Annotated in this window: 12 protein-coding genes; 5 read left to right on the top strand and 7 right to left on the bottom strand. The window is 66.4% G+C overall.

Features of this window, described 5'->3' with window-relative positions; all coding sequences use genetic code 11:
• Nucleotides 1-189 precede the first annotated feature (189 nt).
• The gene (locus tag QW863_RS06995; protein ID WP_315714716.1) at nucleotides 190-1,080 is read left to right on the top strand and encodes a crotonase/enoyl-CoA hydratase family protein; all 891 of its coding nucleotides are present in this window, start codon (nucleotides 190-192) and stop codon (nucleotides 1,078-1,080) included.
• Between the two features lie 195 nt (nucleotides 1,081-1,275).
• Here QW863_RS06995 and QW863_RS06990 read toward each other — a convergent pair whose 3' ends face one another.
• From QW863_RS06990 to QW863_RS06975, 4 genes are all read right to left on the bottom strand, one after another.
• Nucleotides 1,276-3,315 carry a methyl-accepting chemotaxis protein gene (locus tag QW863_RS06990; protein ID WP_315714717.1) on the bottom strand — a complete coding sequence of 680 codons (2,040 nt, stop codon included), beginning with the start codon at nucleotides 3,313-3,315 and terminating at the stop codon, nucleotides 1,276-1,278.
• Between the two features lie 92 nt (nucleotides 3,316-3,407).
• On the bottom strand, nucleotides 3,408-4,385 hold the full coding sequence (locus QW863_RS06985) for an NADPH:quinone oxidoreductase family protein (RefSeq protein WP_315714718.1): 978 nt from the start codon (nucleotides 4,383-4,385) through the stop codon (nucleotides 3,408-3,410).
• Nucleotides 4,385-4,990, bottom strand: coding sequence for a 2-hydroxychromene-2-carboxylate isomerase (locus QW863_RS06980; RefSeq protein WP_315714719.1), 606 nt, complete (start codon nucleotides 4,988-4,990; stop codon nucleotides 4,385-4,387). Before QW863_RS06980 ends, QW863_RS06985 begins: the two co-directional genes overlap by 1 nt.
• Nucleotides 4,991-5,213: 223 nt before the next feature.
• Nucleotides 5,214-5,918 (bottom strand): glutathione binding-like protein, encoded by a 705-nt coding sequence (locus QW863_RS06975; protein ID WP_315714720.1) that lies wholly within the window; start codon nucleotides 5,916-5,918, stop codon nucleotides 5,214-5,216.
• A 137-nt stretch (nucleotides 5,919-6,055) separates the two neighbouring features.
• Between QW863_RS06975 and QW863_RS06970 the strand changes: the two genes are divergently transcribed.
• Together QW863_RS06970 and QW863_RS06965 are read left to right on the top strand one after the other, a co-directional pair.
• On the top strand, nucleotides 6,056-7,078 hold the full coding sequence (locus QW863_RS06970) for a methionine synthase (RefSeq protein ID WP_315714721.1): 1,023 nt from the start codon (nucleotides 6,056-6,058) through the stop codon (nucleotides 7,076-7,078).
• 502 nt (nucleotides 7,079-7,580) lie between these two features.
• Nucleotides 7,581-10,787: an autotransporter domain-containing protein gene (locus QW863_RS06965; protein WP_315714722.1), complete on the top strand. Its 3,207-nt coding sequence runs from the start codon at nucleotides 7,581-7,583 to the stop codon at nucleotides 10,785-10,787.
• A 51-nt stretch (nucleotides 10,788-10,838) separates the two neighbouring features.
• On the opposite strand, the gene QW863_RS06960 is transcribed toward QW863_RS06965, so the two are convergent.
• The 3 genes from QW863_RS06960 to QW863_RS06950 form a co-directional block, all read right to left on the bottom strand.
• The gene (locus QW863_RS06960) at nucleotides 10,839-11,456 is read right to left on the bottom strand and encodes a hypothetical protein (protein ID WP_315714723.1); all 618 of its coding nucleotides are present in this window, start codon (nucleotides 11,454-11,456) and stop codon (nucleotides 10,839-10,841) included.
• A gap of 104 nt (nucleotides 11,457-11,560) precedes the next feature.
• The gene (gpt, locus tag QW863_RS06955) at nucleotides 11,561-12,082 is read right to left on the bottom strand and encodes a xanthine phosphoribosyltransferase (protein ID WP_315714724.1); all 522 of its coding nucleotides are present in this window, start codon (nucleotides 12,080-12,082) and stop codon (nucleotides 11,561-11,563) included.
• A 38-nt stretch (nucleotides 12,083-12,120) separates the two neighbouring features.
• Nucleotides 12,121-12,858, bottom strand: a complete 738-nt coding sequence (locus QW863_RS06950; RefSeq protein WP_315714725.1) for a competence/damage-inducible protein A — start codon at nucleotides 12,856-12,858, stop codon at nucleotides 12,121-12,123.
• Nucleotides 12,859-13,086: 228 nt separating this feature from the next.
• Here QW863_RS06950 and QW863_RS06945 point away from each other — a divergent pair, with 228 nt between their 5' ends.
• Together QW863_RS06945 and QW863_RS06940 are read left to right on the top strand one after the other, a co-directional pair.
• Complete coding sequence (locus QW863_RS06945; protein ID WP_315714726.1) at nucleotides 13,087-14,505, top strand: circularly permuted type 2 ATP-grasp protein; 1,419 nt, start codon at nucleotides 13,087-13,089, stop codon at nucleotides 14,503-14,505.
• Between the two features lie 89 nt (nucleotides 14,506-14,594).
• Nucleotides 14,595-15,539 carry an alpha-E domain-containing protein gene (locus QW863_RS06940; protein WP_315714727.1) on the top strand — a complete coding sequence of 315 codons (945 nt, stop codon included), beginning with the start codon at nucleotides 14,595-14,597 and terminating at the stop codon, nucleotides 15,537-15,539.
• Nucleotides 15,540-15,695: the final 156 nt, after the last annotated feature.

Below are 15,695 nucleotides of genomic sequence, written 5' to 3'. Positions count from 1 at the left end.
TGTACTCCCTATCGTCGATCCCAGTCGTCGTCATTCCGGGGCGTGCGAAGCACGGGCCCGGAATCCATACTCACGATGGTGGTTATGGATTCCGGGCCTGCGCCCAAGAGGGCGCATCCCGGAATGACGGCGGAGATTGTGGCACGAGCAAACAACTAATAAGCGCCACGACAACATCAGGAAGCGCCAATGGCTTATCAGACCATCCTCTACGACGTCGCCGACAAGATCCTTACCATCACGCTGAACCGCCCGGAAAAGCTCAACGCCTTCACCGGCACCATGATGGAGGAACTGATCGACGCCTTCGATCGCGCCGACAAGGACGACGGCGTCAGGGCGATCATCGTCACCGGATCGGGCCGCGCGTTCTGCGCGGGTGCTGACCTCTCCTCCGGGGCCGACACGTTCGATCGCGATGCCAAGCGCGGACCGGTGAAGCGCCACGCCGATGGCCGCGTCGACTATTCCGATCCGCAGGTGCGCGATGGCGGTGGCCAGGTCACCTTGCGCATCTTCAAGTCGCTGAAGCCGGTCATCGCCGCGGTCAACGGCCCCGCCGTCGGCATCGGCGTCACCATGCAGCTCGCGATGGACATCCGCATCGCCTCTGACGCGGCGCGGTTCGGCTTCGTGTTCTCCCAGCGCGGCATCGTGCCGGAGGCGGCGTCGAGCTGGTTCCTGCCGCGCATCGTCGGCATCTCGCAGGCGCTGGAATGGTGCTACACCGGCCGCGTGTTTCCGGCGCAGGAGGCGCTCGCCGGCCGCCTCGTCAGCAAGGTCGTGCCGCCGGATGATCTGCTGCCCACCGCCCGTGCGCTGGCCCGCGAGATCGCCGACAAGACCGCGCCGGTGTCGATCGCGCTGATCCGCCAGATGATGTGGCGCATGATGGGCGCCGACGATCCGATGGAGGCGCACAAGGTCGACAGCCGCGGCATCTACGCGCGCGGCCGCTCCGACGACGTCAAGGAAGGCGTGGTGTCGTTCCTGGAGAAGCGCCCTGCGCAATTCAAGAACACGGTGACGGCCGATATGCCCGACTATTTCCCGTGGTGGGATGAGCGGGAGTATAAGTAGCGCCACGGCCCCAGGACACCATTTGGCAAAGAACGGCGTCCAGAGCGCCACGCGATAGATGGCGCGGTATGGGTCCTGGCTCAAGGCCGGGACGACGCCGCGTGGGCGGCAACTGCAACGACTCCATCAGCAGCACCAGGATCGCAATCGACCCCGGCAGCCAATCACCGCGCCAATCACATCGCGTGCGATCGCTCACGCCGCCTTGATGCCGCGAATGAAGTCGTCGACATGGCGGCGCATGCTCTCGGACTGACGCAGCAGCTCCGCCGACGCCCCGAGCACCTGGCTGGCGGTGGCGCCGGATTCGTTTGCGGCGGCCGTGACCTGCTGGATGTTCTGCGAAATTTCGTCGGTCCCCTTGGCTGCGTGCTGGACGTTCCGCGCCATCTCGCGCGTCGCCGCGCCCTGCTCCTCGACGGCATTCGCGATCGACGACGCGATCTCGTTCAGCTCGCCGATGGTCGTGGTGATGCCGCGGATGGCCCGGACGGCCTCGCTCGACACCTCCTGCATTCCGGAGATCTGCGCGCGGATCTCGCCGGTCGCCTTGGCGGTCTGCTCGGCGAGCAGCTTCACCTCGCCGGCGACGACGGCAAAGCCGCGGCCGGCTTCACCCGCCCGCGCGGCCTCGATGGTCGCATTGAGCGCGAGAAGATTGGTCTGGCCGGCAATGTCGCTGATCAGCCGCACGATGTCGCCGATCCGCTCGGCCATGCTGGAAAGGCCCTGCACGGTCTCGTTGGTCCTCTGCCCCTCCGCGGCCGCCTTCTGCGCCATGTCGGCCGACTGCGTCACCTGACCGCCGATGCCCGCGACCGAGCTCGACAGCTGGTCCGTCGCAGCGGCCATCGTCTGCATGTTGCTCGACGCGGCCTCGGTCGCCTGCGCAACGCTGCTCGCTTCACTGCAGGTCCGGCTCGCCGTCCGATTCATCACGGCGGCCGTCGATTCGAGCTGTGCCGAGGCTGAGATCACGCTGTCGATCACGGCCGCGATGTCACCGCTGAAACGGTCGGTCAGTTCGCCGACGCGCTTGGCTTTTTCGGCGCGCTGGCTCATCGCCTCCGCATCCCTGGCAGCGAGCTCGGCGCCATGGATCATGTTCTCCTTGAAGACCTGCACTGCCCTCGCCATCAGGCCGACCTCGTCGCGCCGATCGACCGCGTCGATTGCAGTGCTCACATCGCCCTTCGCCAGCCGCGTCATCGTATCGGCAAGGGCGTTGATCGGCCTGGTGATGCTGCGCGCCAGCGCAACGACGATCGCGAGGCTCAGCGCCAAGGCGACCAGCAGCATCGCGCCGACGGCGGCGAGGCTGGCCGTGGCCGCGGCCTGCTTGCCGGCCATCAGCTCGGACAGCTCGACGGCCAGAGCGTCTTCGACCTGCTTCAGCAGATCGATCCGCAGCGTGGCCGCATCGAACCAGGCCTTGCTCGCGAGCCCTTTGAAATCACCGCTGACGCCGCCCTGCTCCACCACCTTGCGCATGCCAACGACACCGTCGATCGCCGGTCCCGTCATTGCCGCATCGAACGCCGCACGTCCTTTCGCCGAGGCGGCGGCGCGAAAGGCCGCGAAATAGCTGTCCTGCGCCGCAGCCAGCCCTATGGCGCGCGCGTAGGCGGCCTGCTCGAAGCGACCGGCGGCAAGGCCTCCCGCCACGACCGCGCGCTCCAGGCCGGCGCGCTCCTTGCCTTCGGTCAGATTGCCATAGGCAATGATCGCCTTGGAGATATCGTCGTCATCGCTGAGCCTCGATATGCCGCTGATCAGGCTGATCAGCCGGCTGACGATCTCGGTGAGCGAGCTGACCGCTGCCGCCGGCGTGACGGCTTGGGCATCGATGTCGCCGCGGCGGCGATCGAGCTGCGTCAACGCCTGTTCGCTCGCCTGCGCCGCCTCGGCCAGTGCGGCGCTCCGGCGCAGCCCGTCCAGCGCGGCAACCGCGTGCGCGCGCTCGCCATCGGTCAGCTTGCGCTGCTGATCCAGCTCGGCACGCATCTGCGTGCCCTTGCTGCTCAGAAATGCCGACGACATGCCGCGCTCACGCTGCAGCTCATGAACGAAGCGGCTGAGCCTGGCGACGGCGTCCGCCGCCGGCTGCATGCGCGTCATCTCGACACGCACCGCCCATTTCGTGGAAATCTCGTAGGCCGCCAACGCGGCCAGTGTGACGATGGGCAGCAATGCAGACAGGGCTATGCGGTGAAGTATCTTCGACGTCTTCAACATGATCGGCCTCGACCTGTCCGATCACTCTATGAATCCAGTGGTAAAAAAATACACAGCCCCATCCGCCGAATTTTTGGGCAGACGCCTGCCAACTAATCCATCACCAGCGCGACGCGTCCGATGGCCTTGCGATCGATCAAAAGCCGCATCGCCGATGCGTAATTGTCGAACGGCACGCGGTGGGAGACGTTGGGACGCAGCTTGCCTTGCTCGGCGAACGCGAGCAGTGCAGCCATCCGTCGCTCGCCCAGCTCGGGATCCTTCCGCACCGCCTCGCCGGCGCGAACGCCGAGCACGCTTGCGCCCTTCATGAGGATCAGATTGGTGCGTGCGAGCCCGATGCCGCCGGTGAAGCCGATCACCAGCAGCCGCGCGCCCCAGGCGATGCAGCGCACGCTGTTCTCGAACACCTCGCCGCCGACGGGATCGAACACGACGTCGACGCCGCGGCCATCGGTGATGTGTTTGACGGCGTCGCGGAACGGCCCGCGTGAATACAGAATGAGATGATCGGCGCCACGCGCGCGTGCCACCGCGAGCTTCTCCTCCGACGACGCCGCCGCGATCACCGTTGCGCCGAGCAGCTTGCCGATCTCGACGGCGGCGAGGCCGACGCCACCGCCGGCGCCGTGCACCAGCAGCGTCTCGCCGGGCTTGAGCTGGCCGCGATCGACCAGGGCGTGATGAGCGGTGCCGTGGCCGGCGAGATAGGTCGCGCCTTCCGCGTAGTCGAAAGTCGACGGCAGCGGCGTGAGCTGGCTGGCCGCAACCACCGCCTCCTCCGCATAGGCGCCGAAGCGCATGCGGACGATCACCTTGTCGCCGACGGCGCGGCCGGTCACGGCGGCCCCGGTTTCGACGACGTCACCGGCGGCCTCGACGCCGGGCGTGAACGGCAGCTCAGGCTTGAGCTGATACTCGCCGGCCGCCATCAGGATGTCCGGAAAGTTGATGCCGGCAGCGCGGATCTTCACTCGCACCTCGCCGTCACCGAGTGAGCGCGGCGGTAGGGCCTCCAGCCGCAGCGTCTCCGGCGGACCGAGCTCGCGGCAGACGATCGCACGCGGCATCAGGCGCGCCCCTTCGCCCGCGCCAGCGCCTCGCGGATCAGCGGCAGCCGATCATTGCCGAAATACATGTCGGTCACGTCGAGGAAGATGGTCGGCGAGCCGAAGCCGCCGCGCTTGACGACCTCCTCGGTGTTGATGCGCAGCTGGTCCTTGATGCCCTGCTGCGCGATCCCATCGAAGAACGCCTTCGGATCGACGCCGACGCGCCGGCACACCTCGGTCAGCACCGCATCCTGCGAGATGTCCTGGTCCTCCCCCCAATAGATCTCGAACACGGCCCGTGCGAACGGCACCATGTCCTGGCCCAGCCAGATGCAGCCGCGCATCGCCTTGACGCTGTTCACCGGAAACACCGATGGCGGCATCTTGATCTTGAGCCCGGCCGAGCGGGACCAGTCGTCGAGGTCCTTCAGCGTGTAGGCCGCCTTGGCCGGCACCGGCTTCTCGCGCTGCGCATAGACGCTGGGATTGACGGTGTTGAAGATGCCGCCGACCAGGATCGGCCGCCAGACGATGTCGACGCCGAATTCTTGCGCGAGCGGTTGGATGTTGTGGAAGGCAAGATAGGTCCAGGGGCTGGAGCAGTCGAAGAAGAATTCGATCATGTGTGTTTCCTCAAGGTCTCGATAAGTTCGCCTTTGCGCGCGCAAAAATCCGGAGTGTGGTCGTGGCCCTGGATTGCTTCGCTTCGCTCGCAATGACGGAGAGAGTTGGTGCAAACCACTCTTTCCGTCATTGCGAGGAGCGTAGCGACGAAGCAATCCAGGGGCTGCAACATACGGTCTGGATGGCTGATCCCCATGCTCCTCGCGATGCCGCGGAGCTCGCTCACGACCGCCCCGTCATCTCCTTCGCGCGCGCGCCGAACATCACATGACGCGACTGCTCGTTGAACGGCTCCTTGACGAACTTGCCGATCGCCAGCCCCGCCTGCAGCTTGGGCCGCGCGCGCAGGTCCGCGTACCAGCGCTTGATGTCGGGATAGTCGTCGAGCGTGAATCCCTGGGCCTTGTGCGTCATCATCCAGGGAAAGCAGGCGATGTCCGCGATCGAATAGTCGTCGCCGGCGACATAGGCGCCGGTCTTGCCGAGCTGCACGTCGAGCACGTGGAACAGCCTGGCCACCTCGTCGCGGTAGCGCTGGATCGCGTAAGGGATCTTCTCAGCCGCATAGAGCGCGAAATGGCCGTGCTGCCCCATCATCGGTCCCAGTCCGGCCATCTGCCACATCACCCATTGGATGACACGCGAGCGCGCCCGCGTCTCCTGCGGCAGGAAACGGCCGGTCTTGTCGGCGAGATAGATCAGGATGGCACCGGTCTCGAACACCGGGAACGGCGCGCCGCCGTCGGCCGGCGCGTGATCGACGATCGCGGGAATCCGGTTGTTCGGGCTGATCGCCAGGAACTCCGGCTTGAACTGGTCGCCGGCGCGGATGTCGACGGGAATGACGGTACAGGGCAGCCCGAGTTCCTCGAGCATGATCGAGATCTTCCAGCCGTTCGGCGTCGGCGCATAATGGAGATCGATCATCCTTCCACGATTCCTTCCCCGGACCATTATGCCGCGCTGCGGAACACGCGAGGCGGCTTCGTTCTTCTGTACCTGAAGGGTAAGCCATGGCAGACAGGCGCTCAAGCCTGACCGCCTTTATGCTGGAGAGTTCGACCATGCTGTTTCCATCGACCATCGCAGGCTCGCTGCCGAAGCCGGAATGGCTGGCCGAGCCCAACGTGCTGTGGGCTCCGTGGAAGTCGAAGGGCGAGGAGCTGGCGCGTGCCAAGCGCGATGCGACGATCCTGGCGCTGAAGCTGCAGGAGGATTCCGGCATCGACATCCTCACCGAGGGCGAGCAGTCGCGCCAGCATTTCGTGCACGGTTTCCTGGAACGTGTCGAGGGCATCGACTTCGCCCACAAGGTCGAGATGGGCATCCGCAAGGACCGCTACAAGGCGATGGTACCGCAGGTGGTGGCGCCGCTGTCGCTGAAGGGCCGCGTCCATGGCGACGAGGCGCGGATCGCGCGCACGCACACCACGCGCGCGCTGAAGTTCACGCTGCCCGGACCGATGACCATCATCGACACCATCGCCGACAATTACTACGGCGACCGTGTGAAGATGGCGTTCGCCTTCGCCGAGCTGCTGAACCAGGAGGCCAAGGCGCTGCACGACGACGGCATCGACATGATCCAGTTCGACGAGCCCGCTTTCAACGTCTACATGGACGAGGTGCGCGACTGGGGCATCAAGGCGTTGGAGCGCGCCGCCGAAGGGCTGACCTGCCCGACTGCCGTGCACATCTGCTACGGCTACGGCATCAAGGCCAACACCGACTGGAAGGAGACGCTGGGCGGCGAGTGGCGGCAGTATGAGGAGACCTTCCCGGTCATCGACGCCAGCACCATCCAGCAGGTCGCCGTCGAATGCCGCAATTCGAAGGTGCCGATCGAGCTGCTCGGCCTGCTCAAGAACAAGATCGTGCAGGCCGGCGTCATCGACGTCGCCAGCGACGCGATCGAGACCGCCGAGGACGTCTGCAAGACCCTCGAGGACGTCATGAAGGTGGTGCCGAAGGAGAACATCATCGCCACCACCAATTGCGGCATGGCGCCGATGCGGCGCGAGATCGCCGAGGCCAAGCTGATGGCGCTCGGCACCGGCGCAAAGCTGGCACGGCAAAGGTTTGCCTGACTCAGATGTCAGGTCAGACCCGAGGCAAGGGCGTCGACGGCTCGCCGCCCCCCAAGGCATCGCGCTCGGGGCCCTGGCTCAATCGCGATCGCGCCGGGAGGCGACACGCACACGGGCCTGGAATCAAAGTAAGAGCGCATCCGAGGTGAGCACGGCCTCACCACGCGCGATTCGCCGCAACAGCACGGCCGCGCCTTTGCTGCCCCTGCACGACCGCCGCGATGGCCACGTCAGCCTTTCATATGCACTGCTCTGTGTTTTGCGGCAGATCGCAGCGATCATCGATCACGGTCGCCGGATGGGGAAAATCTATCCTTGGTAGCAAAATACCAGACGCACAACATTCCCGACGCTGTGTGTCTTTGCTGCGCTTGACAGTATGTGTCCTAACATTTCATTTCTTGGCCACAAGTGTGGCGTGAATTTTTTGCTGCTTAATCCAATTCGTATCTGACCTCCGCTTTCATTATTGGGGAATGCAATGGCTTGCCTTGCGAGAACGATGTTTGCTGCGCCGAAGTCGCGGCGCTGGCTGACCCTCTCGGTTCTTCTTGCGGGCACCATGTTGAGCACCCAGGCCCTGGCGATCGACGTCGCCAACCAGACCGACTGGAATACGGCGGTGGCAGCGGTCGCGGCCGCCGGCGCCAACTCGACCGTCACCATCAACATCACCAGCGGCTTCACGCTGTCGAGCTCGCTTGCGCAACTGCAGGCCGCCAACAGCAACGTCACGGTGAACATCACCGGCAACGGCCAGACGATCAACGGCGCCTCCTCGTTTCAGGGCATCGTCGTCAACGGTGCCAACGCGCCGACCGTGAACATCTCCAGCCTGGCGATCACCAACACGGCCGCGATCGGCGGCAACGGCCAGAACGGCCAGAACGGCTATTATAGCGGCGGCCTGGCCTATGGCTCCGGCGGCGGCGGCGGTGGCGGTCTCGGTGCCGGCGGCGGCCTGCTGGTCGGCAGCGGCGCCAACGTCACGATCGCCGCGGTGACCTTCACCAGCAACAGCGCCACCGGTGGCGCCGGCGGCAATGGCGGCAGCGCACAGAATGCGGCGGCCGACCCGGTGAATGGCGGCAACGGCGGCGCGGGCGGTGCCGCGAACAACGGCGGTGCCAGCGGCGGCGGCGGCGCGGGCGGCACCGGCGGACATACCGGCACGCAAGGCACGGCCGGCACCGCGGGCGCCGCGCTCGGCGACGGCGGCGGTGGCGGCGGCGGCTCAGGCACCACCAACAGCAACACCTACACCAACAACAATCCGGGCGGCACCGGCAACGCCAATGGCGGCAACGGCGGCACCGGCGGCGACGGCGCGACGAATGCCAGCGGCGCGGGCGGGCCTGGGCCCGGCTCCGACGGCGGCGCCGGCGGCAATGGCGGCGCAGCCAATGGCGGCGCCATCTATGTCGCCACCGGCGGCACGCTGACGATTCTCGACTCGCCGATTTCGGGCAACACCGTCACCGGTGGCGCCGCCGGCACCCCCGGCATCGGCATCGGGCCAAGCGCCATCAACGGGTTTTCGGCAGCGGCCGGTGCAGCGCAGGGCGCCGGCATCTTCCTGAGCGGCGTGACGGCCAATATCAGCGTGTCCGGCGGCACCGTGACCTACGGCGACTCCATCGGCGGCACCGGACTGACGACCGGCGGCGTCAACACGGCGATCAACAAGACCGGCATCGGCACGTTGGTGCTGTCGGCGACCAATACGTTCACCGGCAACGTCAACATCAGCGCCGGCACGCTCTCGGTCGGCGCCACCGCCAATCTCGGCAACGTCGCCAACGACGTGATCATTTCCAATGGCGGCACTTTGGCGGTCACCGGCACGACGACGTTCGCCAACGGCCGCGACTTCAAGATTGCCGGGCTGTCGACGATCGACGTAGCCGGCGCGACCACGACCACGTTGCAAGGCATCGTCGGCGACGGCGCCTCCGCCGGCACCCTGGTGAAGGCGGGCGGCGGCATCCTGCTGCTCTCGGGCACCAACACCTACACCGGCGCGACCAATGTCGACGCCGGTACGCTGCGCGCGGGCTCGGCCGGCGCGTTCGGCGCCAGCACGGTGTTCAGCGTGCTGTCCGGCGCCACGCTGGATCTCAACGGCTTCAACAAGACGTTCGGCACGCTGAGCGGAGATGGCACCGTCACCGGCGCCAACGCGACGATCTCAGGTTCGTTCGCGCCGGGCAACGGCACCCCGGCGTCCTCCATGGCTATCGTCGGCAACCTCGCGTTCCAGTCGGGCGCGCAATACCTGGTGCAGGTGAATCCGAGCACGGCGTCGTTCGCCACCGTCACCGGCACTGCGACGCTCGGGGGCGCCGCCGTCACCGCGACCTTCGCAAACGGCAGCTACATCTCCAAGCAATACACCATTCTCACCGCCACCGGCGGCGTCAGCGGCACCTTCGGCGGCGTCACCAACACCAACCTGCCGGCGGGCTTCAGCGCGACGTTGAGCTACGACGCCAACAACGCCTTCCTCAATCTGACGATGAGCTCGTCGGGGAACATCAACCAGCAGAACGTCAGCAACGCGCTCAGCAACTACTTCAACACGAACGGCAGCATTCCCGTCGTCTTCACCGGGCTGACGCCAGCGGGGCTGACGCAGATCTCGGGCGAGACCGCGACCGGCTCGCAGCAGACGACGTTCAATGCGATGACGCAATTCATGGGCGTCATGACCGATCCGTTCATCGGCGGCCGCGGCGACCAGGGCTCTGCGCCCAGCGGCGCGATCGGCTACGCGGAGGAGACGCTTGCTTTTGCGTCCAAGCGCAATCCGAACGACGCGCTGGCCGCGATCTACACCAAGGCGCCGGCCGCGCCCGTGGTCAGGCCGGGCTGGAGCGTGTGGGCAGCCGGCTTCGGCGGCTCGCAGACCACTGATGGCAACACCGCGCTCGGGTCCAACAATACCACCAGCAACATCTACGGCACGGCCGTCGGCGCCGACTACCGCTTCTCGCCGTCCACGATCGCCGGGTTCTCGATGGCCGGCGGCGGCACCACGTTCAGCGTCGCCAATGGCGGCAGCGGCCGGTCCGACCTGTTCCAGGCCGGCGCCTTCGTCCGGCACACTGTCGGCCCGGCCTATATCTCCGCGGCATTGGCCTATGGCTGGCAGAACATCACCACCAACCGCACCGTGACCGTGGCCGGCGTTGACCAGCTGCGCGCCAACTTCGACGCCAACACCTTTGCCGGCCGGGTCGAGGGCGGCTATCGCTTCGTGTCGCCCTGGATGGGGTTCGGGATCACGCCCTACGCCGCGGCGCAGTTCACGACGTTCAGCCTGCCGGGCTATGCGGAGAATGCGGTCTCCGGCGCCAATACCTTCGCGCTGCGCTTTGGATCGCAGAACGTCACCGATACGCGGTCGGAGCTGGGCCTGCGCACCGACAAGGCCTATGCGCTGGCTGATGGCGTTTTCACGCTGCGCAGCCGCTTCGCCTGGGCCTATGACTTCAACCCCAGCCGGTCGGCCGGGGCCACGTTCCAGACCCTTCCGGGCGCATCCTTCGTCGTCAACGGCGCGCGGCAGGCGCAGAATTCAGCGCTGACCACGGTCTCCGCTGAAATGAAGTGGCGGAATGGCTGGTCGGCCGCCGCGAGCTTCGAGGGCGAGTTCTCGGATGTGACCCGCAGCTACGCCGGCAAGGGCATCGTGCGCTACACGTGGTGACGCGCGGAACTCCGCGCGGCACATCCGCACGGCGCCCCGATCACCCGACGGTCAGGTCATCGCGCTCGGATGCAGCACCGGCGCGTAGCCCGCCTTGATCGCGCGCAGCGTCGAGGGCGGGGTCAGCAGCAACGCGTCGGTGATCCCTGCGCGTGGCGCGTCATAGCCCGCCGCCGACCAGGGCAGCGCCCTGCCTTTTCGGATCAGAAAGCTCTCCTCGCCTGCCTGCACCATGGCCCCGTCAGGCAAGGCGGCGAGCGGCGTCGGCAGCGGATGCAGGCGCTTGCGACCGCGATCGAGGCGCTCGCGATGGAGCACGCGATCAATCTCGGAGATGCGCAGTGCCCCGACGCCGTTGCCCTCCTCCCACGCCGCACGAAACCTCTTGGCGTCGTCGCGGCGGCAGTAGAAGCAGGGGCGATGACCGGCGGCGAGCGCGGTCGCCTCGTCAAGGAAGAACAGCTCGGTCCAGCTTTGCGTTGCCATGACCTTGCGGCGCTTGCCGCGAAACTCGCACAGGCAGACCAGCCAGGCGGGACTCGACCAGCGCCGGTTCAGCAGCGTCTTCGTCGCGGGGTCGTGGATGATGCCGCGATTTCCGGTGAAGAGGCCGCGATGCGGCGCGGCGACGATATCGCCCATCGGCGTGACGCGGTTCTGCAGCGGCATGGCGAGCCTTCGGCTGGCGAATAGCGAATGGGGAGTAGCGAATAGCGAACGCCTCGCCCACCCGAATTCCCTATTCGCTACTCCCTATTCGCCACTCTCCGGGCTTACGCCGCCCCGTCGCGCAGCGGCGGCGCGAACGACAGCGCGGTGTCCCAGGGGAAGAAGATCCAGGTGTCCTGCGACACCTCGGTGATGAAGGTGTCGACCAGCGGCCGGCCCTTCGGCTTGGCGTAGACGGTGGCGAAATGGGCGTCGGGGAGGATCTCGCGGACCATGCGTCCGGTCTTGCCGGTATCGACGAGATCATCGACGATCAGGAGCCCCTTGCCGGTGCCGCCGCCGAGTTGCGCCGTGTCGGCCGAGATGCCCTTCAGGACCTGCAGCTCGCCCTGCTTGGTGTGGTCATAGCTCGCGATGCAGATCGTATCGATGACGCGCACGCCAAGCTCGCGCGCCACGATCGCCGCCGGCACCAGTCCGCCGCGGGTGATGGCCACGACGGCATGAAACGGCCCGATCTCGTTCAGCCGCCAGGTCAGCGCCCGGCAATCGCGATGAAACTGGTCCCAGGACACCGGGAAGGCCCGGCCTGCGCGCTCCTCTGCACTCAAAGTCTTGTCTGGCATCTCATCTCGTCCGTGAGTTCTCGAAAGCTGCACCTGCTTTAGCGCGTCACATTCAGCCCGGCGAGCATCTCCTTCACGGCCGCCATCGCGGCCGACAGCTTGTCCTGGTCGCGCGAGCGCACCACCAGATGCGTGTTCGGCTTCTGGTCCTCGTCGATGAAGGGATAGCTGCCGATGATGGTCTCGGGGTGCGCCTTGGCGATCTCGCGCAGGGGGCCGCCGATATCGCCCTCGCGGGCATTGGCGCGCACGGTCTCCGACAGCATGCGCACGCCCGATTTCAGCTTCGGCGCGACGATGTCCATCATCGCCTGCATGATCGACGGCACGCCGGCCATGACGATGACGTTGCCGAGCTTGAAGCCGGGCGCCAGGATGGTGGCGCTCTGGATCAGCTCGGCGCCGTCGGGGATGCGCGCCATGCGCAGCCGCGCCTCGTTGAGCTCCTGCTCGCTCCAGCGCTCGCGGAAGCGCGCCACCACCTCGGGATGGTGGTCGATGCCGACGCCGAACGCCTTGGCGATCGCATCCGCGGTGATGTCGTCATGGGTCGGACCGATGCCGCCGGTCGTGAACACATAGGTGTAGCGGTGCCGCAGCGCATCGAGCGCCGCGATGATGTCCGGCTCGTCGTCCGAGACCACCCGGACCTCCTTGAGGTCGATGCCCAGATTGGTCAGGTATTCGGCGATGAAGCCGATGTTCTTGTCCTTGGTGCGGCCGGACAGGATCTCGTCGCCGATGACCAGCAACCCCGCGGTGACGATCTCGCTCATGGTTTCTCCTCGCATCTGTCGTCTCTTTTGGCCCGCCACGGCGCCAATGTCATCCGGAACGTCGCAGTCTATGCCGCGGATTTGAGCACCACGCAGCCGGTTTTTCGGGCACGGCCTTCGCACCCCCCACGAAATGCCGCAGGAGAATGCATATCGCGCTGGCCCGCCCCTTGCTACCATCCCGAGGAGTCATGCAGTGTATGGCGAGGCTGGGACACACGGGCATCTATGGCAGTTGCGTTCGACGAAATGAACGGGCCGGGCGGCGAGGTCCGTCAGGCTTATCAGGAGCTGTCGCGGTGGCTGAAGGAAACGCCGCCGGAGGCGCTGGAGTATCGCCGCCACGAGGCGGAGCTGCTGTTCCGGCGAATCGGCATCACCTTCGCGGTCTACGGCGAGGCGGAGGCGCAGGAGCGGCTGATCCCGTTCGACGTCATTCCGCGCATCCTCTCGGGCAAGGAATGGACCCTGCTGGAGAAGGGGCTGAAGCAGCGCGTCAAGGCGCTGAACATGTTCCTGCGCGACATCTATCATGGCCGGGACATCCTCCGCGCCAACGTCATCCCGGATGACTTGATCTTCCAGAACCCGGTGTTCCGCCCGGAGATGAACGGCCAGGACGTGCCGCACGACGTCTACGTCCATATCGCCGGCATCGACATCGTCCGCGTCGACGCCAACGACTTCATCGTGCTCGAGGACAACGCGCGCACGCCGTCGGGCGTGTCCTACATGCTGGAAAACCGCGAGATCATGATGCGGCTGTTTCCGGACCTGTTCGCGCGCCACCGCGTCGCGCCGGTCGAGCGCTATCCGGACGAATTGCTGTCGGCGTTGCGCTCGGTGGCGCCGCTCAGCGCCTCGGCCGAGCCGACGGTGGCGCTGATGACACCGGGCATCTACAACTCCGCCTATTACGAGCACTCGTTCCTGGCCGACAAGCTCGGCATCGAGCTGGTCGAGGGCCGCGACCTCATCGTCAAGAACGACGAGGTGTTCATGCGCACCACCGAGGGGCTGAAGCGGGTCGACGTGATCTACCGCCGCGTCGACGACGACTTCCTCGACCCCCTCACCTTCCGCCCGGATTCGGCGCTCGGCGTGCCCGGCCTGATGTCGGCCTATGTCGCCGGCAACGTGACGCTCGCCAACGCGGTCGGCACCGGCATCGCCGACGACAAGGCGATCTACTCCTACATGCCCGATGTCGTGAAGTTCTATCTCGGCGAGGAGCCGATCCTGAAGAACGTGCAGACCTGGCGCTGCCGCGAGCCGCAGGATCTGTCCTACGTGCTCGACCATCTCGGCGAGCTCGTCGTCAAGGAGGTGCACGGCTCGGGCGGCTACGGCATGCTGATCGGCCCGGCCGCGACCAAGGCGACCATCGAGGCGTTCCGCGACAAGCTGAAGCGCGAGCCGGAGGGCTTCATCGCGCAGCCGACGCTGGCGCTCTCGACCTGCCCCACCTGCGTCGCGTCTGGCCTGGCGCCGCGCCATGTCGATTTGCGCCCGTTCGTGCTGACGGGACGCGACCGCACCACCATCGTGCCCGGCGGCCTCACCCGCGTGGCGCTGAAGGAAGGCTCGCTGGTGGTGAATTCCAGCCAGGGCGGCGGCACCAAGGACACATGGGTGCTGGATGAGTAAGCCTCGCCGCCCTCGCTTCACGCGCTTCGTTCCCGTGCATGCCTTCCCCCTCGCCGGGGCGGGTTCACATCGCACCTCATAGATTGCCCATGCTGTCGCGCACCGCCGAAAACCTGTACTGGCTGGCCCGCTACGTCGAGCGCGCCGAGTACCTCGCCCGCACCATCGACGCCACCCTGCGCGTCACGGCGCTTCCCGCGGCCTATATCGGCAAGACCAATGAGTGGGAATCGGCGCTGATGACCGCCGGCGTCAATGTCAGCTTCTACGAGCATTACTCCGAGGCCAACGAGCAGAACGTCGTCGAATATCTCTCGTTCAACCAGTCGAACCCGTCCTCGATCAAGAACTGCATCGAGGCCGCCCGCCTCAACGCCCGCTCGGTGCGGACGGCGCTGACGTCGGAGATGTGGGACACCCTCAACGGCTCCTGGATCGAGCTCCAGGAGGTCTGGAGCAAGGGCACCAAGACGCGCGAGGAGCTGGCGCGCTTCCTGCGCTTCGTGCAGGAGACCTCGCTGCGCTTCGACGGCTCGGCCTACCGGACCATGCTGCGCAACGACGCCTATTGGTTCTCGCGGCTCGGCCTGCATCTGGAGCGCGCCGACAACACCGCCCGCATCCTCGACGTCAAATATCACGTGCTGCTGCCCGAGGAGGAGCATGTCGGCGGCCCGCTGGACTATTATCAGTGGACCTCGATCCTGCGTTCGGTCTCGGCGCTCACGGCCTATCACTGGGTCTATCGCGAGACGCTGAAGCCCTGGCTGATCGCGGACCTGCTAATCCTCAACGACACGCTGCCGCGCTCGCTGGCAAGCTGCTACGGCAACCTCGTCCGCAATCTCGACCAGATCGGCGTCGCCTATGGCCGCCAGGGGGCCGCGCAGCGCCATGCCCGCGGCGTCCGCAACCGGCTCGACCACTCCAACATGGACGACATCTTCCAGCGCGGCGTGCACGAGTTCATCCAGGAGTTCATCGCCGACAATTCACGGCTCGGAGAGATCATCACCAAGCAGTATCTGATCTGAGCGCCTGGAGCGCGGCGAATACGGCGATGGGCGGCCGTCGGACTGTGACTGCGAGACCACGTCCGGCACCCGGCCCCCTGCCCTCCGCCCGAGGGATCCTCCTTCCCCCTTTCAGGGAGAGGTGAAACGAGCTACCGCGGACAGTACATCTGACGA

This window comes from Bradyrhizobium sp. SZCCHNR1017 (assembly GCF_032381375.1).
In the GTDB taxonomy this organism is placed as follows: Bacteria; Pseudomonadota; Alphaproteobacteria; order Rhizobiales; family Xanthobacteraceae; genus Bradyrhizobium.
The sequence above is the reverse complement of the archived record's forward strand: the minus strand, read 5'-3'. Positions and strand labels throughout refer to the sequence as shown.